This is a genomic window from Mesorhizobium sp. (assembly GCF_017306585.1).
Lineage (GTDB): Bacteria > Pseudomonadota > Alphaproteobacteria > Rhizobiales > Rhizobiaceae > Mesorhizobium.
Map to the genome: position 1 here is coordinate 1 of NZ_JAFKIC010000132.1, position 20,723 is coordinate 20,723.

Here is a 20,723-nt window from a genome sequence, read left to right on the forward strand (position 1 = left end):
TTCTTCAAAAGGTATCGATCTCCTAATGCGCGTACTCGTCGTCGAGGATGACAAGGATCTCAACCGCCAGATATCGGATGCGCTGGTCGACGCCGGCTATGTCGTCGATCGCGCCTTTGATGGCGAAGAGGGGCATTTCCTGGGCGACACCGAGCCGTATGACGCGGTCGTGCTGGACATCGGCCTGCCGCAGATGGACGGCATCAGCGTGGTCGAGCGCTGGCGGCGCGGCGGCCGCAAGATGCCGGTGCTGATCCTGACGGCGCGTGACCGCTGGAGCGACAAGGTTGCCGGCATCGACGCCGGTGCCGACGACTATGTCACCAAGCCGTTCCACATCGAGGAGGTTCTGGCGCGGGTGAGGGCCCTGATCCGCCGCGCCGCCGGCCACGCCTCGTCGGAACTGACCTGCGGACCCGTGCGCCTCGACACCAAGGCCTCGAAAGCCGATGTCGACGGCGTGCCGCTGAAGCTGACCTCGCATGAATTCCGCCTGCTTGCCTATCTGATGCATCATATGGGCGAGGTGGTTTCGCGCACCGAACTGGTCGAGCACCTCTACGACCAGGATTTCGATCGCGATTCCAACACCATCGAGGTCTTTGTCGGTCGGCTGCGCAAGAAGATGGGCATCGACATGATCGAAACCGTGCGCGGCATGGGCTACCGCATGCGCGAGCCGGAGGCGTAACTCGGAACCGCTCAAACCAATCGCAAGGCGGCCGTTTCTGCTGCGTTTGTGGCCACGTTCGCTGACCTTTCGCGTCATCGCCTTCTCGACGGTCTGGGCGATCCTGACCCTCGTCGTCATTTTTACCCTGATCACGACGCTCTACCGCCAGGCTAGCGAGCGTGGTTTCGACAGCTTGCTGTCGGCGCACCTGTTCAACCTGATCGGGTCCGTCGGCATTTCCGACACGGGCGCGCTCACCGGCTCTCCCGATCTTGGCGACCTCAGGTTCTCGGAGCCGAATTCGGGCTGGTACTGGTCGGTCGAACCTGCCTCGGAAGGCGTGCATGGTGAGCTTCATTCGTCGTCCATGACCACGTCGATCCTGTCGCCGAGTGTCGCGGATGTGCCGTTCAATGCCAATTTTCAGCGCAGTTATGCCACCAGAGGCATTGATGGCGAGCAACTGGTGGTCTTCGAAAGCGAATTCGTTCTCGATGCCAAGAATCGCGCCGCGCGCTTCCGTGTCATGGGCAACAAGAGCGAACTGGAGCAGGAGATCAGCACGTTCCAGCGCCGCTTGCTGACCTATCTCGGCCTGTTCGGCATCGGCATGATCGCCATCAATGCCGTCGCCATCCTGCTTGGCCTGCAGCCGCTGCGCCGGGTCAGGAACGCGCTGGCCATGGTGCGCGAGGGCACCGCGCAAAGACTGGACGGCCGGTTCCCGGCCGAGATCGAGCCCTTGGCCAATGAAACCAACGCCCTGATCGAAAACAACAAACGCATCGTCGAGCGTTCCCGAACCCAGGTCGGCAATCTCGCCCACTCGCTGAAGACGCCGCTTGCGGTGCTTCTCAATGAGGGTCGGGCATTGGGCGGCGCCAAGGGGCAGTTGATCGTCGAGCAGGCCGCTTCCATGCAGAAGCAGGTCGAACACTATCTGCAGCGCGCCCGCGTTGCCGCGCAGCGCGACAGCGTCGTCTACCGCACGCCGGTGTCGCCGCTGGTGGAGCGCATGGTGCGGGTTCTGCAGAAGCTCAACCCCCAGACCAGCCTGTCACTCTCCTTGCCGGCGACCGAGATCGTCTTTGCCGGCGAGCGCGAGGACCTCGAGGAACTGCTCGGCAATCTCCTCGAAAATGCGATGAAATGGGCAAAAAGCTCGGTCTCGGTCTCGGTGGCGCCCGTGACCGGGACGGATGACAATCAGTTCGAGATCAGCATCGATGACGACGGTCCCGGCATTCCCGAGGACAAGGCGCGCGAGGCCATGAAGCGTGGCAGGCGCCTGGACGAGACAAAACCGGGGACAGGCCTGGGGCTCGCCATTGTCGCCGATCTCGTCAACGAATATGGCGGCGCCCTGGCGCTCGAACGGTCGAGCCTGGGCGGGCTGAAGGCGGTGGTGCGGCTGCGGAGCCTGCAGTGAGGCTGTGCCTGGCCAATCGACAGCGATGGACGGCGCATGCTATGGCGGCATGAGGATTGGTTCGGGGGTGGCCGCCAGCGGCCAAATTTCCGACAAATATCAACACTATGGCCACATCTTCGATGACGCGGCCCCCGGCGCATCCATGGCAGGCTCCAACTCAAGAAAACCGGTTGTTGGCATGAAGATTCGCGTCGCGATTGTTTCCGCACTGCTGGCCGTGTCCGGCTGTAGCACCTTGGGTGGCAAGGGTCCCACGCTCGCGCCCACGCCTGCATCGACGCCTCCTTCGAGCGGCAAGGTCACCAAGTCGATCATATCAGCCATGGGCGGCGGACTGATCGGCGGGTCAATCGGCAACGGCCTCAGCGATACGGAAAAGCGCAGCGCGTTGGAGGCCGAATACAAGGCGCTCGAATACAACACCAGCGGCCAGAAGGTGACGTGGAAGGGCGATCAGGCTTCGCGCTACGGCGAAGTGGTTCCGGCCCAGCCTTACCGTGTCGGCTCGCAGGATTGCCGCCAGTACACGCAGACCGTGTTCAACGGCGGCGCCAGCGTGACGGCTCGCGGAACCGCCTGCCGCAACGGCGACGGCAGCTGGACACCGCTGACCTGAGTTTTAACCGGCCGACCGCTCTGGCGCCCGTCAGCCGCGCCGCCGTCAAAGCGTCGCAGGACGCCGGTGTTGGCAGGGCAGGGCTGTGCCGTTATTGGAAGAACCATGCTGTTCTGGGTCATAGCCGCGATATTGACGCTCGGTGCGAGCCTGGCGGTGTTGCTGCCATTGGCAGGCGGCGCCAAGAGCGCGTCGCCGAGCGGCGATCATGATCTCGAAGTCTATCGCGACCAGTTGACCGAACTCGACCGCGATGCCGCGCGTGGTTTGATCCAGCCTGCGGAAGCTGCCGAGGCGCGCGCCGAGATCGCCCGCCGCATCCTGCGCCTTGATACCGCGGGGCCGGTCGCCGGCTCATCGGCTCGTCCGGCATCGGCTATGGCAAGACTCGTCGCCACCGCCGCCGTGCTGGCTGTGCCGCTGGTGAGCTGGGGGCTTTACAGCCAGATTGGCTCGCCCGACCTGCCGTCGCAGCCACTCGCCGAGCGGCTGGCCAAGAATCCGGCCGACAGTTCGGTCGATGAGCTGGTGGCGCGCGCGGAAGCGCATCTTGCCGCCAACCCTTCCGACGGCAGGGGCTGGGACGTGCTGGCGCCGGTCTATCTGCGCATGCAGCGCTTTACCGACGCTGCGGCCGCCTATCGCAATGCCATCCGCCTCGACGGCGACAGCGCTGCCCGGCAGGCTGGCCTCGGCGAGGCGATCGCCGGCGCGGCGGGCGGCATCGTCTCGGCGGACGCCCAGGATGCGTTCGAAGCCGCCTTGAAGCTCGATCCGGCCAACGCCAAGGCGAGCTTCTATCTCGCCATGGGGCTGGCGCAGGAGGGCCGCGACAAGGAAGCGGAGGCGGCCTGGCAGGCGATGCTCGCCAGGCTGGCGCCGGATTCGCCGTGGCGCGGCGCCGTCGAGCAGGCATTGGCCAAGTCAGGCGCTCCCGAAGTTGCGTCCGCCACGGACGCGAAGGGCCCCGACGCGGCGGATGTCGGCGCCGCGTCATCCATGTCGCCGCAGGATCGCGAAGCCATGATCAACACCATGGTCGCTGGTCTCGACGACAAACTGCGGCAAAATCCGCGTGATCCGGAAGGATGGATGCGGCTCGTTCGTTCCTATGTCGTGCTGGGCAAGGCCGACCAGGCGCGCGCCGCGCTGGGTCGCGCCATTGCCGTGTTCGGAGCCGGCAGTGAGGAAGCGAAGAAATTCACCGCCTTTGCCGCCTCGCTTGGCCTGACGGCGACGGAGTAGAACTCGACATGACGCGCAAGCAGAAACGATTGTCGGTCATTTTAGGCGGGTTGGTTTTCCTGGGCGCCGCCACCGGGCTGACCTTCTACGCGCTCGGCCAGAAGGCGTCGTATTTTTACATGCCGGCTGATCTCGCCACCGCAACTGTACAGCCCGGCCAGCGCATCCGGCTGGGTGGTCTGGTGGAAAAAGGCACCATCCAGCGCGGGCAGGGCGCGACGGTCGCCTTTTCGGTCACCGACACCCACAAATCGGTCAAGGTCACCTATACCGGCATCCTGCCCGACCTGTTCCGCGAAGAGCAGGGCGTCATCACCGAAGGCACTTTTGGCCCGGACGGCGTCTTTGTCGCCGACAGTGTGCTGGCCAAGCACGACGAGCGCTATATGCCCAAGGAAGTAGCCGACGGCCTGAAGGCCAAGGGTGTCTGGCAGGAGAGCAAGAGTGAATAGCTCTGGCGGAAAGACAAACGCGCCGTGCGGGGACAACAATGGTTGAGACCGGACATTTCGCCCTGGTCCTGGCGTTCGCGCTTTCGCTGGTGCAGACGATCGTGCCGCTGTTTGGCGCACGGCTGAACAACCAGCGCCTGATGGCTGTTGGCGGCCCGGTCGCGGTGACCGGATTCGCCCTGACCGCGCTCTCCTTCGCGGCGCTTGCGAGCGCCTATGCGAGTTCCGATTTTTCGCTGGCCAATGTCTGGGAGAATTCGCACTCGCTGCAGCCGATGATCTACAAGATCACCGGAACCTGGGGCAATCACGAAGGTTCGATGCTGCTCTGGGTGCTGATCCTGACCTTCTTCGGCGCGCTCGTCGCCGCCTTCGGCTCGAATCTGCCGGCAAGCCTGCGGGCCAATGTGCTGGCCGTGCAGGGTGCGATCGGCGCCGCTTTCTTCCTGTTCATCCTGGCGACGTCCAATCCCTTCATCCGGCTCAATCCGGCCCCCATCGAGGGCCGCGATCTCAACCCGATCCTGCAGGACCTCGGTCTCGCCATCCATCCGCCGCTGCTCTATCTCGGCTATGTCGGTTTCTCCATCTGCTTCTCCTTCTCGGTCGCCGCCCTCATCGAGGGGCGCATCGATGCGTCCTGGGCGCGCTGGGTGCGTCCGTGGACGCTGGTCGCCTGGATGTTCCTCACCGGCGGCATCGCCATGGGCTCCTACTGGGCCTATTATGAGCTCGGCTGGGGCGGCTTCTGGTTCTGGGATCCGGTCGAGAACGCCTCCTTCATGCCGTGGCTGGCCGGCACCGCGCTGCTGCATTCGGCGATCGTCATGGAAAAGCGCTCGGCGTTGAAGATCTGGACGCTGCTGCTCGCGATCCTCACCTTTTCGCTCTCGCTGCTCGGCACCTTCCTGGTGCGTTCGGGTGTCCTGACGTCAGTCCACGCTTTCGCCACCGATCCGACACGGGGCGTCTTCATCCTGTGCATATTGACGCTGTTCATTGGCGGCTCGCTGGCGCTGTTTGCGTTGCGCGCCTCCCGGCTGACGGCCGGGGGCCTGTTCCACCCGATTTCGCGCGAAGGCGCGCTGGTCCTCAACAACCTGTTCCTGACCACGGCGACCGCCACCGTGCTTGTCGGCACGCTCTATCCGCTGGTCGTCGAAGCCCTCTCCGACGACAAGATTTCGGTCGGCGCGCCGTTCTTCAACCTGACCTTCGCTCCGCTGATGGTGCCGCTGCTGGTGATGGTTCCCTTCGGGCCGCTGCTGGCCTGGAAACGCGGCGATATCCTGGCCGTCGCGCAGCGCCTGATGACGGCTTTCGCGGCAGCCCTGCTGGCCATGCTGGTCACAGCCCTGTTTATCAGCGGCGCCACCGTGCTCGCGGCCCTCGGCGTCGGCCTTGCCGTCTGGCTGGTGCTCGGCGCGCTCACCGACCTTGCCGTCAAGGCAGGGTTAGGCAACGTCGCGACCGGCATCATGGTCAGGCGCCTGCTTGGCCTGCCGCGCTCGGTCTTCGGCACCGCTTTGGCGCATCTCGGCCTCGGCCTGACCGTGCTCGGCATCGTCGGCACGCTCTGCTTTGGCACCGAAAAGATCCTGTCGATGCATCCGGGCGAGACTGTCGACCTGTCCGGCCACACGCTGCGTTTCGCCGGGATCTACCCCGCGCAGGGGCCGAATTTCAGCGAGGATCGCGGCCGTTTCGAGTTGATCGGACCTGCCGGCAACCCGGTCGGCGAAATCAGCTCCGCCAAGCGGTTCTATCCGGTTCGGCAGATGACGACGACCGAATCCGGCATCAAGACACTTGGTCTCTCACAGCTCTATATTTCGCTGGGCGACGAGGGCAAGGACGGGGCCGTCGTGGTGCGCCTGTGGTGGAAGCCCCTGGTGACGCTGATCTGGGGCGGGGCGCTGGTGATGATGGCGGGCGCGGCCATGTCTTTGATGGACAGGCGCCTGCGAGTCGGCGCGCCCTCGCGCCGCCGCAAGCAGGCTGATGCCGCGGCAACAGCGATCTCGCCATGAAAGCAAGGTTTTCCGCTGCATCGCTCGTTCTGTTGCTGGCGCTATGCTTTGCCGGAACCGCGCTCGCGGTAAAGCCCGACGAAATGTTGGCCGATCCGGCGCTGGAGGCAAGGGCGCGCGCGCTCTCGGAAGGCCTGCGCTGCATGGTCTGCCAGAACCAGTCGATCGACGAATCCGACGCCGATCTCGCGCGCGATCTCCGTATCCTGGTGCGCCAGCGCCTCGTCGCCGGCGACAGCGACCGGCAGGTGATGGACTATGTGGTTTCGCGCTACGGCGAATTCGTGCTGTTGAAGCCGCGCTTCGACCTGCGTAACGCGCTGCTTTGGGGCACCCCCGTGATCCTGCTTTTGGCGGGCGGGATTTTCATCGCCCTCAACGCGCGCTCGCGCCGGACGCTGGCGACGAAATCCCTCTCCGCCGACGAGCAAACGGCACTCGACGCAATCCTGCGCCGCGACTGATCCGGCAACATTACCAAAGTTTCATGCATCGGAAATGGCGCTGTAATGTGCGCCTCTCTAATTCTCATTTTCCGAGGATGCCGATCAAGGCGCGCCCCCTTTGAAAGAGGATAGAGACCCCATGAATATTGCCCCCAATTCATATTCCCGCACCCGTAAGCGTCTTCTGGCTGCTGTGGCGTCCGTTGCCATTGCCGGAGCGCTCGGCATCGGCGCGCTGACCAGCGGAACCAGCCCCGTTCTGGCCGACGCGGTGCGTGTCGAAGCTCCCCAGATGCCGGGCTTTGCCGACGTCGTGGAGCGCGTTTCGCCGGCCGTGGTCAGCGTCAAGGTCAAGGCCAAGATCCAGCCGACAGCCGATGACGGCTCCGACGACCAGGACGGCCTCGACAATCTCCCCAACAATCCGCAGCTTCGCCGCTTCTTCAAGGAATTCCGCGGCTTTGGCGACCAGGGCGGCCAGAACGACGAAGGCCACCGCCGCTTCGGCCACCGCGACCGCAACAACGACCAGCCGCGCCCCGTGGCCCAGGGTTCCGGCTTCTTCATCTCCGAGGACGGCTACCTCGTCACCAACAACCACGTCGTCGAGGAGGGCACCGCCTTCACCGTCGTGACCAATGACGGCAAGGAACTCGACGCCAAGCTGGTCGGCACCGATCCGCGCACGGATCTCGCCGTGCTCAAGGTCGATGGCGGCGGCAAGTTCACCTATGTCGATTTCGCCGACGACTCCAAGGTTCGCGTCGGCGATTGGGTCGTGGCCGTCGGCAATCCCTTCGGTCTTGGCGGCACCGTCACCGCGGGCATCGTATCGGCGCGCGGCCGTGACATCGGCGCCGGCCCGTATGACGACTTCCTCCAGATCGACGCCTCGGTCAACCGCGGCAATTCGGGTGGCCCGACCTTCAACCTCAACGGCCAGGTGGTCGGCATCAACACCGCCATCTTCTCGCCCTCGGGCGGTAGCGTCGGCATCGCCTTCGATATTCCGGCCTCGACCGCCAAGCAGGTTGTCGAGGACCTGATGAAGAGCGGCGCGGTGCAGCGCGGCTGGCTGGGCGTCGAAATCCAGCCGGTCACGTCCGATATCGCCGAATCGCTCGGTCTGAAGTCCAACAATGGCGCGCTGGTATCCAGCGCCCAGGATGACGGCCCCGGCAAGAAGGCCGGCATCACGGCCGGCGATGTGATCACCCAGGTCGACGGCAAGGACGTTGCATCGCCCAAGGAACTCGCCCGCCTGATCGGCGCCTATTCGCCGGGCAAGTCCGTCAACGTCACCGTCTGGCGCGACGGCAAGAGCCAGGACATCAAGGTCGATCTCGGCAAGCTGCCGGCCAGCGACAAGCAGGCCTCGAACGACCAGCAGCAGCAACCCGCGACGCCGGCAAAGCCCGACACGCTGGCCGATCTCGGCCTCACCGTCACCAAGGCCGAGAAGGGCAAGGGTCTGGTTGTCACCGATGTCGATCCCGACAGCGATGCCGCCGACCGCGGTATCCAGCCGGGCGACGTCATCACCGCAGTCAACTCGACCGAGGTGAACGGCACCGACGACGTCGCCAAGGCGATGGCCGACGCGGTCAAATCGGGACGCAAGGCCGTGCTGATGCAGATCACCCGCGACGACAACAATCGCTTCGTCGCACTGCCGGTCGCCAAGGGCTGAAACGACTTTTCCAATGCGGCGGTTTCATACACCCCCGAGTCGCCGCATGGGAAAGCATGGAGCCGGGTACGTTAGTCAGTCATCGTGCTCTCCTCCAGCGGCAGCGGGCTTCCCATCGCCCGCTGCCGCACATTCGAGATCGCTGCGCCCGATGCCGATCCGTATGGTGATTTCAGGGTAACGGCACACCCGGGATCTGGCATGTCCGGCGTAATGACGCCACCGAACAAAGATCTTGTCGCGCACGCTCCGAATCATCTTGGTCGCGATGCGCTGTGGCAAAGGCTAAAATGCAGATGCCGGCTACTCAAACTTCCAGCGAAATCGCGTATAACGGCTCTATGAAGATTCTCGTCATAGAAGATGACCGCGAGGCAGCGGATTATCTGCAGAAAGCCTTCACCGAGGCCGGGCACACCGCGCATGTCGCCGGTGATGGCGAGACCGGTTTCGCGCTCGCCGATGCCGGCGACTATGACGTCATGGTCATCGACCGGATGATGCCGCGCCGCGACGGCCTGTCGGTCATTGCCGGGCTTCGCTCGAGAGGCAACACCACCCCGGTGCTGATCCTGTCGGCGCTTGGCGAGGTCGATGACCGGGTCACCGGCCTGCGCGCCGGCGGCGACGACTATCTGACCAAGCCCTATGCCTTCTCCGAGCTTCTCGCCCGTGTCGAGGTGCTGAACCGCCGCGCCAGCGCCAAGGAGGCCGAAACCGTCTACCGGGTAGGTGACCTTGAGCTCGACAGACTGTCGCATTCGGTCAAGCGCGCTGCGCGCGAGATCACGCTGCAGCCGCGCGAATTCCGCCTGCTGGAATATCTGATGCGTCATGCCGGCCAGGTGGTGACGCGCACCATGCTGCTCGAAAATGTCTGGGACTATCACTTCGATCCCCAGACCAATGTCATCGATGTTCATGTCTCGCGCTTGCGCGGCAAGATCGAAAAAGGCTTCGACAAACCTATCCTGCATACGGTTCGCGGCGCGGGCTACATGCTGAAGGGTGGCTAGGCGACAGCATGGCGCTTTCCGTGCCCGCCATCATGAAGACGACGGCAGCGCGGCTTTCGGCGCTCTACCTTCTGCTCTTCGCGATCTGCGCCGTGCTGCTCGTCTTCTACATGACCTCGCTGTCCGCGCGCATGCTGACGGCGCAGACGCAGGACACCATCAACGACGAGGTGCTTGGCTTGGCACGCGCCTACAAGCGCGGCGGCCTGCCGGTGCTGGTGCGCGTGGTCGAGGCCCGCTCGCGCCAGCCGGGCGCGAACCTCTATCTTATCGCCGATGCCAACGGCCAGATCCTGACCGGCAATGTCCAGAGTTTGCAGCCCGGCGTGATCGAAACCGAAGGCTGGACGACCGAGCCATTCTCCTACCAGCGCTTTGGCGAGGGCGAGCTCGACCGACTGCGCAGCGGCGTTGCCGACCCGGCCGCGCCGCAGCCCGGCGGGACGCAGACCGAGGGCGAGCAGGGGCACAATGCGATCGCGCTGGTGCTGAGGCTGCCCAACCAGATGATCATGCTGGTCGGGCGCGACCTTGGCGAACCGGAGCGCTTCCGCGCCGTCATCAAACGTTCGCTGATGCTGGCGCTCGGCATGATGGGCCTGGGCGGGCTGTTGATCTGGTTCTTTGTCGGACACGCCGCGCTGAAGCGCATCGACGGCGTTTCGGAAGCCAGCCGCCGCATCATGGGCGGCGATCTCAGCGGCCGGCTGCCGGTAACCGGCGCCGGCGACGAGTTCGACCGGCTTTCGGAAAACCTCAATACCATGCTGGCCCGGATCGCCACGCTCAACGAAGGCCTGAAGCAGGTTTCCGACAACATCGCGCATGATCTGAAGACGCCGCTGACCCGGCTGCGCAACCGCGCCGAAGCCACGCTGTCGGGAAAACACAAGACATCGGACTACCGGCAGGCGCTGGAAGGCACTATCGCCGAATCCGACCAGCTGATCAAAACCTTCAACGCCATCCTCATGATCTCCCGGCTGGAGGCCGGATATTCGTCCGAGCACACCAACCGGGTCGACCTTGGCGCGGCCGTCAGCGACGTCGTCGAACTCTACGAACCGGTGGCGGAAGAGGCCGGTGTCTTGCTGGAGGCGGACCTGGACGGGGCGTTTCTCGTTGACGGCAATCGCGAGCTGATCGGCCAGGCGCTCTCGAACATCGTCGACAACGCGATCAAATATTCGGTCGATTCCGCCACCACGCCGGCGGTTCGCGTGACGCTCGATCGCACGCCCGGCGAGATCAGGCTGACCGTCGCCGACAACGGCCAGGGCATCCCGGACGATGCCGACCGCGCGCGGGCGACTGAACGTTTCGTGCGGCTGGAGAAGAGCCGTTCGCAGCCGGGCTCGGGCCTTGGCCTCAGCCTCGCCAAGGCGGTGATGACTTTCCATAATGGACGGCTTGATCTCTTGCCTGGCAATCCAGGACTATCCGTGGTCATGAGTTTCCCCACGCGGGAGGATCACTGATGGCTGCGGCTGTAAAACGCAAAATCACGGACTGGCTGCTCAGGCCGGTGGTTGCCCTTGCCCCGCTCGACGAAGGCGACGCGCGGCAGGAACTGGCCGAAATCGCTGGCGCCGCACGGGAAGAGGGACTGACGCGGCTGGCCAGATTCCTGGCTGCAAAGGGGGAGGCGCAGCATTTTCTCGCCGCCGTCTTCGACCTTTCCCCCTTCCTCCGCGATGTCGCACGCCGCCGGCCGCACATCCTGGACAGCCTGTTCGACCAGCCGGTTGAAGCTCGCCTGAAAGCGATCACCGCCGCGATCGAACAGGCGCCGCTGGCGGAGGCGGTTTCCGAATCCGGCCTGATGATGGAACTGCGCCAGTGCAAGACCGAGGCGCATTTCCTGATCGCGCTTGCCGATCTCGCCAGCGAAGCGGAAACGTCTCAGACGGTAAGGCGGCTGAGCGATCTCGCCGATGCCTGCACGCGCGCGGCCGTCGATTTCCTGCTGCGGGACGCGCACGGACAGGGCAAGCTCAAGCTGCCCGACCTAGAGAATCCCTCGCTTCGTTCCGGCTGGATACTGCTCGGCATGGGCAAGCTCGGCGCGCATGAACTGAACTTCTCGTCCGATATCGACCTCGTCGTGTTCTTCGATCCCGAGGCGCCCGCCGTGATCGATCCCCTCGACGCGACAGACCTGTTTTCACGGCTGACGCGCCGGCTGGTGCGTATCCTGCAGGATCGCACCGAGCACGGCTACGTCTTCCGTACCGATCTGCGGTTGCGCCCCGATCCCGGGTCGACGCCCCTCGCGATCCCGGTCGAGGCGGCATTGCGCTACTACGAGGCGCGGGGCCAGAACTGGGAGCGGGCAGCGATGATCAAGGCGCGCCCGGTAGCCGGCGACCTCGCCGCCGGTGCTGCCTTCCTCAAGGAATTGCAGCCCTATATCTGGCGTAAATACATGGATTACGCGGCGATTGCCGATGTTCATTCGATCAAGCGCCAGATCCACGCCCACAAGGGGCATGGCGAGATCGCGGTGAAGGGCCACAACGTCAAGCTGGGTCGTGGCGGCATTCGCGAAATCGAATTCTTCGTCCAGACCCAGCAGCTCATCGCCGGAGGCCGTTTTCCCGAGTTGCGCGGCCGCGAGACCGTGCCCATGCTCGGTCAGCTCGCGGCGCGCGGCTGGATCACGTCGGACGCGCGCGACGCGCTCGCCCGCCAATACTGGTTCCTGCGCCGGGTCGAACATGCCATTCAAATGGTGGCGGACGAGCAGACGCACACGCTGCCGGAAGACGACGAAGGGCTGGAGCGCATCGCCCGCATGCTGGGCTTTGCCGATGCGGCGGCCTTCTCCCTGGCCTTCCGGGCCTCGCTCCAGCAGGTCGAGCGCCATTACGCGGCGCTGTTCGAAACAGCACCCGAACTCTCGGCCGGCATCGGTAATCTGGTCTTCACCGGCGACGTCGACGATCCCGACACGCTGCAGACCTTGCATGGGCTGGGTTTCCAGCGGCCGAGCGACATCTGTCGTGTCATCCGCGGTTGGCATTTCGGCCGCTACCGCGTCACCCAGTCGGCTGAAGCGCGCGAGCGGCTGACGGAATTGACACCGGCGCTGCTCAAGGCATTTGGCCAGACCCGGCGGGCGGACGAGGCCCTGGTCCGCTTCGATGAGTTCCTCGCCGGCCTGCCGGCCGGCATCCAGCTGTTCTCTCTGCTGCAGTCGAACCCGGCTTTGCTCAAGCTGATGGCGACGATCATGGGCGCCGCGCCCCGGCTGGCGGCGATCATCACGCGCCGACCGCATGTGTTCGACGGCCTGCTTGACCCCGCGCTTCTCACCGAACTGCCGGACCGCGCCTATCTCTCGGCCCGGCTTTCGGCTTTTCTCGAGGGCGACAGGGCCTATGAGGACGTGCTCGACCGGTTGCGCATCTTTGCCTCGGAGCAGAAATTCCTGATCGGCGTACGGCTGCTCGCCGGCTCGATCGATCCCGCGCGGGCGGGCCGCGCCTTTTCGGACCTTGCCGATCTCACCATCGAGGCGGCTTTGCAGGCGGTTATGCGCGAATTCGCCGCGCGCCACGGCACGGTCGCGGGCGGCGTGGTCTCGTTGCTTGGCATGGGCAAGCTCGGCAGCCGCGAATTGACCGCTGGGTCGGATGTCGACCTCATCCTGCTCTACGACCACGACCCCGATGCCGAGGATTCCGACGGCGAGAAGCCGCTGGCGCCGTCGCACTACTATACCCGCATGACGCAGCGGCTGATCTCTGCTGTATCGGCGCCGACGGCGGAAGGCGTGCTCTACGAACTGGACCTGCGCCTGCGGCCGTCCGGCAACAAGGGTCCGGTGGCGACCCATATCGATGCCTTCAGGAAGTACCAGCGCCAGGAGGCCTGGACCTGGGAGCACATGGCGCTGTCGCGGGCACGCGCCATTGCCGGCGACGCCGGTTTGTGCGGCGAGGTCGAGGCCGACGTTGTGGCGGTGCTTGGCCAGCGGCGCGATGCCGCCAAGGTCAAGGCGGAAGCCCGCGACATGCGGGCCATGATCGAGCAGGAAAAGCCGCCGCGCGACCTCTGGGACATCAAGCTCATACCCGGAGGGCTGATCGATCTCGAATTCATCGCCCAGGTCGCGGTCATCACCGGGCAGGTCGAGGCCGGCGCGCGTGCCACCGGCACCGCCGAAATCCTGTCGCGTCTTGCTCCTGGCTTTGCCGATGCGGATGTCAGGCAGGAACTCTGCAGCGCCTATGCGCTCTATCTGGCGCTGACCCAGATGACGCGGCTTTGCCTTACCGGTGCCTTTGAGCGCGATGACGTTCCGCCGGGACTTTCGGATCTGCTTCTGGCGGTCACCGACCTGCCGGATTTCGGTGTGCTGGAAGCACATCTCAAGGAAACGTCGCAAAGGGTCAGGAAGGACTTTGATCTTCTGCTTCGTGCCGGACCGCCGCGAGGCTGACGTCCGGCGGCATCGGGGGTGACGATGCAACAGGAGAAGACCATGAGAAAGACAACCAAACTCGCCTTTGCCTTCATCGCCCTTGCCGGCGCCGTCGGCAGCGCGGCCTATGCCGAAAACACCGACAGCGCAAGAATGCGCGAGCGCACGATGATGCGTCTCGACAGGGCGATGAACGACAATGGTGGCGCCATCACCTTCGACCAGTTTTCCGATGCCATGGATGCGCGACTGAAGAAGCTTGTTGCCGACAATGGCGGCAAGCTGACCGTTGCTGAGCTCGCCGACGCGCTTGAGAAGGCGCGGTTCGAGCGGATGGCCAGGCGCATCATCGCCCGTTACGACTCCAAGGGTGATGGAATCCTGACGGCCGATGACATCATCGGTCGCGAGAAGAAGGTCTTCGCCGTGCTCGACAAGAACAATGACGGCAAGATCGAAAAGAGCGAACTGCCCAGGGAAGGTCGTTTTGGCCATCACCGTCAATTGGATGACGAAGGCAGCGTCCAGTGATCATCATCATGTAACTCCGGCGGCGTCAGTCGCCGGAGGGTTTGCGTTATCTTCAGCGTCCTTGGAGCTACTCTGTCCGCCGAATTTGTTGGAGCAAGCGGTCTGCGCGAGCCTGCAGAATCCTGTCGCGCAGATAGGCATAAAAGCGCGGCGGCAGCATACCATAGTCGAAGCGGGATGGCTTGCTGCCTGCAATGGGCCTCAGGTCTGGACCCGGCCAGAGGAAATCATTGGTTTCGGTCAGCACGATCCATGAGGGCGTTCCATCAAGGCCGAGATGGGCCTTGAGTGGCGCGGGTATCTCCACTGCATCAGCAGGGTCAGCCGGGGCCGAGTGGGTGATCGGAACCACCGTTACGACTTCGCGGCCCTCTACGATCCGTCGAGCGGTAACAATGGCGCAGGGCCGGCTCTTGCGGCCTTCTTCAGCACCATTCTCGTATTCTCTCACCCACAGATACGAATAGGAGATCACCAGGCCGGGTATAGGCTTGGGCAGGCTCACGGCGCCCAGTCTTTGAGCATTGCGTCAAGTCCGGCATATTCAGATGGGACGACGCTTTCGGCTATTGCGCTCAGCGTCTCGTCGTCCAGTTCCTCCACCGGACGAGCGACCCGTCCCTTGACCAGAACCTCGAACATTGCCGCCGACAGGAGCACCGTATGAGTGCGTCCATTTTTGGTGATCGCTACTGGCCCGCGCTGGGCGGCGTCCTGAAAGCGCCCGACATTCTGTTGGAATTCCGTTGATGTGACGCGCATGGCAAATCCTCTTCTTATCTAAAATAGATAGAATGGATACTTTTGTCAAAGCACCTCACGTTCCACGACGGAGCAGTCCTGTCGTTCAAGCCGCTGCCTTGACGGCCGGTGCGCCTTTCTTGACCGGAATGCGCACAGACACGATGGTGCCGACGCCTTCGGTCGAGCGGATCTTCAGCGCGCCGCCCTGAAGCTCGGCCAGCGAGCGCGAGATGGCGAGGCCAAGGCCTGATCCGGCATGGTTCTTGGAGAACTGGTTCTGCACCTGCTCGAAAGGCCGCCCCAGCTTGCCGAGCGCTGCCCTTGGAATGCCGCAGCCATTGTCCTCGATGGTCAGCACAAGCGCGCCGGACGTGTTGCGCGCCCTGACCGATATATGGCCGCCCTGGCCGGTGAACTTCACCGCGTTGGACAGAAGATTGATGACGATCTGCTTGATCGCGCGGCGGTCGGCGAACAAGGTCAGGGCGTCGGCGATGCGGGTTTCCACGGTAATGGACTTCTGTGCCGCCTGCAGCGAGACGACCCGGACCGTTTCGCTGATCAGCGGGCCGAGGTCGATCTGTTCCTGGTCCAGCGAGAACTGCCCAGCCTCGATCTTGGACATGTCGAGAATGTCGTTGATGACGCCCAGCAGATATTTGCCGCTGCTGTTGATGTCGGTCGCGTATTCCTCGTAGCGCTCCGATCCCAGCGGTCCGAACAATCCCTGTTCCATCAGCTCCGAAAAGCCGATGATGGCGTTGAGCGGTGTGCGCAGTTCGTGCGACATGTTGGCGAGGAACTCGGATTTCGCCCGGTTCGCCGCTTCGGCGCGCTCGGTTTCCTTCATGTATTTGTGATTGAGATCGACCAGTTCGCGCGACCGCTCCTCTTCAGCGCGGCGGGCGAGGCTGAGGTCATGGATGGTCGCCATCAGCCGGCGCTCGCTGTCGACCAGCTTCTCCTGGTGCAGCTTGATCTGGGTAATGTCGGAACCGACCGAAACGATGCCGCCGTCCCTGGTCCTGAGCTCGTTGACCTGCAGCCAGCGGCCGTCGGCAAGCTGGCGCTCGAAGGTGGAGCCGCCCTGCGGCCCGTTGGTGTTGGCAAGTCGGCGTTCCGATGCAAAGGCAAGCATGCGCTCTTCCAGGGCTGTGCGGGCCACGCCGGGCATCACGTCGCGATCCGAAAGACCGTTATCCTGCTGGTATTTCGAGTTGCACATGATCAGGCGCTGCGTCGAGTCCCACAGCACGAAGGATTCGGTGATGTTTTCGATCGCCGTCCTGAGGCGAAGGTCGGCGGCTTCCGAACGCAGCGCCAGATGGCGCTGCTCGGTGACATCGACCGCGATGCCGATCAGCTGGATCTCGGGGGCTTCCGGATCCATGACCTGCGCGCGGGCGCGCATCCACACCCATTGGCCATCGGCATGCCGCATCCGGAAGACCTGGTCGATGTGGTCGATTTCGCGCGCCACGATCCGGTTGGCGAGCTGGAAAAGGTCGCCGTCATCCGGATGGATGATCTCGTCGACCTCGCCGAACGACAGCATCGTGTCGCAGGGCTCGTAGCCCAGCATGTCGTACATCGACCGCGACCAGTACATCTTGCCGCGCACCATGTCCCAGTCCCACAGGCCGCAGCGGCCGCGAACCAGCGCCATGTCGATACGCTGATGCGCTTCGAGATAGATGCGGTCGGCCGCCTGGGCGCGCGCCGCCTGGCCGAAATAGGCGTAGAGGATGATGATCAGCACGCCGGCCGTCAGCACGAACAGGGTCACGTTCAGCGAGACGGTCTTGCGCCAGGTGTCGAAGACCGCTTCCTGCGGCACGAGAGCCGCCGCGGCTCCCTTTCTGTCCTTGGCGACGCTGACGGCGGCGTACCAGTCCTGTCCGCCGATGTTGACCTCCATGACGCCGGCGCGGTCGCCGAACATGAACAGCGGTTGGCCGCCCTGGACCAGCCCGTCGAGCGAATGGCCCTGCCAGGGCATGGAGCGCGGCGTCACCGCGGTGATCTTGAAGGCGCTGTCGGTGATGACGAGCACATGGCTGCGGCCCATCGCGCCCTGGCGGCTGGTGGTTTCCAGCAGGTCCTGGATGGCGCCCGGCGGCGTGTCGGAAATGGTCGCCAGCGAACTGGCCAGTTGGCCCGCCGCCAGCGTCAGGATCGCCTTGGCGTCGCGCTCGACATCGTCGCGCTCGTTCATCAGCGACAGCACGCGCAGCGCCGCTATGACGATCAGGAAGATGACGATCAGCGCCGGTATAGACCGGCGCAGCAGCGGTTCAGCGGCCAGAAGCCGCTTGTAGGCCGGTTCGGCAATGAGCCGCGCATTCCCGGCAAGGCCGTCGCTCGACGCCTCGCGCCGCGCAAAAGCCATCCCTCCGGGCGCGCCCCACGCGTCCGCCTTCGCCATAAATGGCACTCCCCGAATTTCAGTATGCCTGCATTTCTGTGTGCTTGGTGATCCGGCAACACCGCACGTCCGAATCGCCATTAAAGAATCAAAGGTGATTCGCCTTGTCCAGTGGCGCGGCGAAAAAAGATTAAAAATCGAATAAAATAGTGGGCTTTCGGGAGGTCCGACTCTTCGGCGCCTCCCGGCAGGATAGACGCGTCTACGCCAGCGTACGCTCGACGATATCGCGCAGGTCCGCCGAAAGGTTTTCAGCGCTGGCGATCGACAGCAGTGCTTCCCTTGCCTTGGCCTGCCGGCCAGGTTCGAGCGAGCGCCAGGACCGCAACGCCGTGGCCAGCCGTGCCGCCACTTGCGGATTGCGCCTTTCGACCTCCAGCACTGTCTGTGCGAAGAACCGGTAGCCTTCGCCATCGGCTCTGTGGAAGCCGGTCTGGTTGGCGCTGGAGAATGTGCCGATCAGCGAGCGCACCCGGTTCGGATTGCCTATGGAGAAGGCGCGATGGGTGGTCAGGGCGCGAACCGTGTCCACCGCTTGCGGGCCTGGCACGCTCGCCTGGATCAGGAACCATTTGTCCATCACCAGCGGGTCGTTCGCATAGGCTTGTTCGAAAGCCGCCAGCGCCGCATTCGTCTCGGGCGAGCCGTGGTGACGATGTGCGAGCACGCTCAACGCGGCCGCGCGGTCGGTCATGTTGGTCGCCGACTGGAAATGCCCCGCGGCGAGCGCCGCACCGCCCAGCAGCGCCGAGAGATAGTCGAGCAGGACGTTGCGCAGCGCGCGTCGCCCGGCGTTCGCTGCATCTGGGCTGAACGCGCCTTCGTCCGCGAGCTGGTCATAGAGCTGGGCGAAGGAGTCCCGGTTCGCCGTGGCGATCGCGAGCGCCAGGGCCTGCCTGGCGGCGTGAATGGCATCCGGGTCGATATTCCTGCCGATGTCGCGGGCGATGTCGGCGTCGCTCGGAAGCGACAGCGCCAATGCGCGATAGGCTGGCTCCAGCATCTCGTCCCCGGCGATAGCGCCGGCGAGTTCGATCAGCCTCGGCGGGAAATCGGGCTGCTTGCCGCCGAGAATCTCGCGGAAGGCCGCGATCAGCGCATCGGTCAGCAGCGTGTTGAAGGCCTGCCAGCGCGAGAAGGCGTCGCTGTCGTGGCGGGCGAGGAAGAATTGGTCGTCCGCCTTCTGCTCCACCGACAGCGTGACAGGTGCTGAAAAGCCTCGGTTGAGCGATACTGCGGGACGTTCGGCGACGCCCGAAAAGCGCACGACATGGCGACGCTTGCGGACATGGATGACGCCGTCCTCGACGCTGGCGCCATCGACGCCGCTGTATTCGGCAGGTTTGCCGCCGGCGCCGATCAGGCCGAAGGCGAGCGGGATATGCATCAGTCGCTTGCGGCTCTCGGAAGGTGTGGGCGGCACCGACTGCTCGATCTCGAGGGTGAACTCCCGGGCGACCGGATTATGCGTCGAACTGACAGTCAGGTTCGGCGTGCCGGCCTGATGGTACCAGAGCGCGAACTGCGACAGGTCGCGTCCCGACGCATCCTCGAACACCTTGATGAAATCCTCGATCGTCGCGGCCTCGCCGTCGTGCCGCTCGAAATAGAGATCCATGCCGGCTCGGAAAGCCTCTGGCCCGACAATGGTGCGGATCATGCGCACCACCTCGGAGCCCTTTTCGTAGACTGTCGCCGTGTAGAAGTTGTTGATCTCGCGGTAGCGGCGCGGCCGCACCGGATGCGCGAGCGGACCCTGGTCCTCGGGAAACTGGTGGGCGCGCAGCGTGCGCACTTCGGCGATCCGCTTGACCGCCCGCGAGCGCTGGTCGGCGGAGAATTCATGATCGCGGAAGACGGTCAACCCTTCCTTCAGGCAGAGCTGGAACCAGTCGCGGCAAGTAATTCTGTTGCCTGTCCAATTGTGGAAGTACTCGTGCGCGATGATCGCCTCGATGTTGGCGAAGTCGGCGTCCGTCGCGGTCTCCCGGTCGGCCAGCACATATTTGTCGTTGAAGATGTTGAGGCCCTTGTTCTCCATCGCGCCCATGTTGAAGTCGGACACGGCGACGATGTTGAAGACATCGAGATCGTATTCGCGTCCAAACGCCTCCTCGTCCCATCGCATGGATCGCTTCAGGGCATCCATCGCGTAACCGGCGAGCGCCTCCTTGCCCGGCTCGACATAAATGCCGAGTTCGACCTTGCGGCCAGACATGGTGACGAAACTGTCGGCCACCTGACCGAGATTGCCGGCCACCAGCGCGAACAGGTAGGACGGCTTGGGGAAGGGGTCGTGCCATATGGCATAGTGCCGGCCGCCGCCGAGATCACCCTTGTCGACCAGGTTGCCGTTGGACAGCAGCAGCGGCGCCTCGTCGCGCGGGGCTTCGATCCGCACGGTATAGACCGACAGGATGTCGGGCCGGTCGAGGAAATAGGTGATGCGGCGGAAACCCTCGGCCTCGCATTGCGTGCAATAGACATTGTTCGAGCGGTAGAGGCCCATCAGAGCGGCATTACCGTCAGGCGCCAGTTCGGTTTCGATCAGCAACTGGAAACGGCGCTGGGCCGGAGGCTTCAGAAGCGTCAACTGGTCGGGACTGGCCGCCAGCTCCGATGGTTTCACCATCTTGCCGTCGATCTCGATCCGCTTGAGCGAAAGCCCATCGCCGTCGAGCACGAGCGGTGACGAGCCAGTGACGCCTTGGCGACGCTCGATCGTCAGTATCGCGGTGACGGTGGTGGCCCGTGGTGAAAGGCGGAATTCAAGGTTGGTTTCCGGAATGAGGTAGTCGCTGGGGCGGTAGTCTTCGAGTTTGAAGACATGGCCTGTGTCAGTGCGCATTCCCGGTTTTTTCCTGTCTTTTCCTGGGGCCGGACATGGGTCTGGCTAGTCCAAAATAGTTCGAAGTCCGCGCTCTTTACACGAAACAGGCCCTCGACAAAACTGCGACAGGGACTATTCAGGCCTTCTTTGCGGCATCGCCGTGGAAG

16 protein-coding genes are annotated in these 20,723 nt (G+C 64.1%); 12 read left to right on the forward strand and 4 right to left on the reverse strand.

Features of this window, described 5'->3' with window-relative positions:
• Window positions 1-25: 25 nt before the first annotated feature.
• The 12 genes from J0I79_RS12870 (at window position 26) to J0I79_RS12925 (ending at window position 14,557) form a co-directional block, all read left to right on the forward strand.
• A complete protein-coding gene (locus J0I79_RS12870; RefSeq protein WP_292858763.1) occupies window positions 26-691 on the forward strand; it encodes a response regulator transcription factor in 666 nt (221 codons plus the stop codon).
• A 37-nt stretch (window positions 692-728) separates the two neighbouring features.
• Window positions 729-2,102 carry an ATP-binding protein gene (locus J0I79_RS12875; RefSeq protein WP_292858765.1) on the forward strand — a complete coding sequence of 458 codons (1,374 nt, stop codon included), beginning with the start codon at window positions 729-731 and terminating at the stop codon, window positions 2,100-2,102.
• Window positions 2,103-2,169: 67 nt separating this feature from the next.
• On the forward strand, window positions 2,170-2,721 hold the full coding sequence (locus J0I79_RS12880) for a hypothetical protein (RefSeq protein ID WP_292858653.1): 552 nt from the start codon (window positions 2,170-2,172) through the stop codon (window positions 2,719-2,721).
• A gap of 105 nt (window positions 2,722-2,826) precedes the next feature.
• Window positions 2,827-3,966 (forward strand): c-type cytochrome biogenesis protein CcmI, encoded by a 1,140-nt coding sequence (gene ccmI, locus J0I79_RS12885; protein WP_292858656.1) that lies wholly within the window; start codon window positions 2,827-2,829, stop codon window positions 3,964-3,966.
• 8 nt (window positions 3,967-3,974) lie between these two features.
• Entirely contained in the window at window positions 3,975-4,418 is a 444-nt protein-coding gene (gene ccmE / locus J0I79_RS12890) for a cytochrome c maturation protein CcmE (RefSeq protein ID WP_292858660.1), read from the forward strand.
• 38 nt (window positions 4,419-4,456) lie between these two features.
• Complete coding sequence (locus J0I79_RS12895; RefSeq protein WP_292858663.1) at window positions 4,457-6,448, forward strand: heme lyase CcmF/NrfE family subunit; 1,992 nt, start codon at window positions 4,457-4,459, stop codon at window positions 6,446-6,448.
• Window positions 6,445-6,912, forward strand: a complete 468-nt coding sequence (locus J0I79_RS12900; RefSeq protein ID WP_292858666.1) for a cytochrome c-type biogenesis protein — start codon at window positions 6,445-6,447, stop codon at window positions 6,910-6,912. Before J0I79_RS12895 ends, J0I79_RS12900 begins: the two co-directional genes overlap by 4 nt.
• A gap of 121 nt (window positions 6,913-7,033) precedes the next feature.
• Window positions 7,034-8,584: a Do family serine endopeptidase gene (locus tag J0I79_RS12905; RefSeq protein WP_292858669.1), complete on the forward strand. Its 1,551-nt coding sequence runs from the start codon at window positions 7,034-7,036 to the stop codon at window positions 8,582-8,584.
• A gap of 341 nt (window positions 8,585-8,925) precedes the next feature.
• Complete coding sequence (locus J0I79_RS12910) at window positions 8,926-9,600, forward strand: response regulator transcription factor (protein WP_292858672.1); 675 nt, start codon at window positions 8,926-8,928, stop codon at window positions 9,598-9,600.
• A gap of 8 nt (window positions 9,601-9,608) precedes the next feature.
• On the forward strand, window positions 9,609-11,078 hold the full coding sequence (locus J0I79_RS12915) for a HAMP domain-containing sensor histidine kinase (protein ID WP_292858675.1): 1,470 nt from the start codon (window positions 9,609-9,611) through the stop codon (window positions 11,076-11,078).
• A complete protein-coding gene (locus J0I79_RS12920; RefSeq protein WP_292858678.1) occupies window positions 11,078-14,044 on the forward strand; it encodes a bifunctional [glutamine synthetase] adenylyltransferase/[glutamine synthetase]-adenylyl-L-tyrosine phosphorylase in 2,967 nt (988 codons plus the stop codon). Before J0I79_RS12915 ends, J0I79_RS12920 begins: the two co-directional genes overlap by 1 nt.
• Window positions 14,045-14,086: 42 nt before the next feature.
• Window positions 14,087-14,557, forward strand: a complete 471-nt coding sequence (locus J0I79_RS12925) for a hypothetical protein (protein ID WP_292858681.1) — start codon at window positions 14,087-14,089, stop codon at window positions 14,555-14,557.
• Between the two features lie 67 nt (window positions 14,558-14,624).
• Here J0I79_RS12925 and J0I79_RS12930 read toward each other — a convergent pair whose 3' ends face one another.
• From J0I79_RS12930 to pepN, 4 genes are all read right to left on the reverse strand, one after another.
• Window positions 14,625-15,062 (reverse strand): type II toxin-antitoxin system PemK/MazF family toxin, encoded by a 438-nt coding sequence (locus J0I79_RS12930; protein ID WP_292858684.1) that lies wholly within the window; start codon window positions 15,060-15,062, stop codon window positions 14,625-14,627.
• Window positions 15,059-15,319 (reverse strand): type II toxin-antitoxin system prevent-host-death family antitoxin, encoded by a 261-nt coding sequence (locus J0I79_RS12935; RefSeq protein WP_292858687.1) that lies wholly within the window; start codon window positions 15,317-15,319, stop codon window positions 15,059-15,061. The genes J0I79_RS12930 and J0I79_RS12935 overlap by 4 nt, the downstream gene beginning before the upstream one ends.
• 85 nt (window positions 15,320-15,404) lie before the next feature.
• Window positions 15,405-17,726: a PAS domain-containing sensor histidine kinase gene (locus J0I79_RS12940; protein WP_292858690.1), complete on the reverse strand. Its 2,322-nt coding sequence runs from the start codon at window positions 17,724-17,726 to the stop codon at window positions 15,405-15,407.
• A 202-nt stretch (window positions 17,727-17,928) separates the two neighbouring features.
• Window positions 17,929-20,574, reverse strand: a complete 2,646-nt coding sequence (pepN, locus tag J0I79_RS12945) for an aminopeptidase N (protein WP_292858693.1) — start codon at window positions 20,572-20,574, stop codon at window positions 17,929-17,931.
• Between the last annotated feature and the right edge of the window lie 149 nt (window positions 20,575-20,723).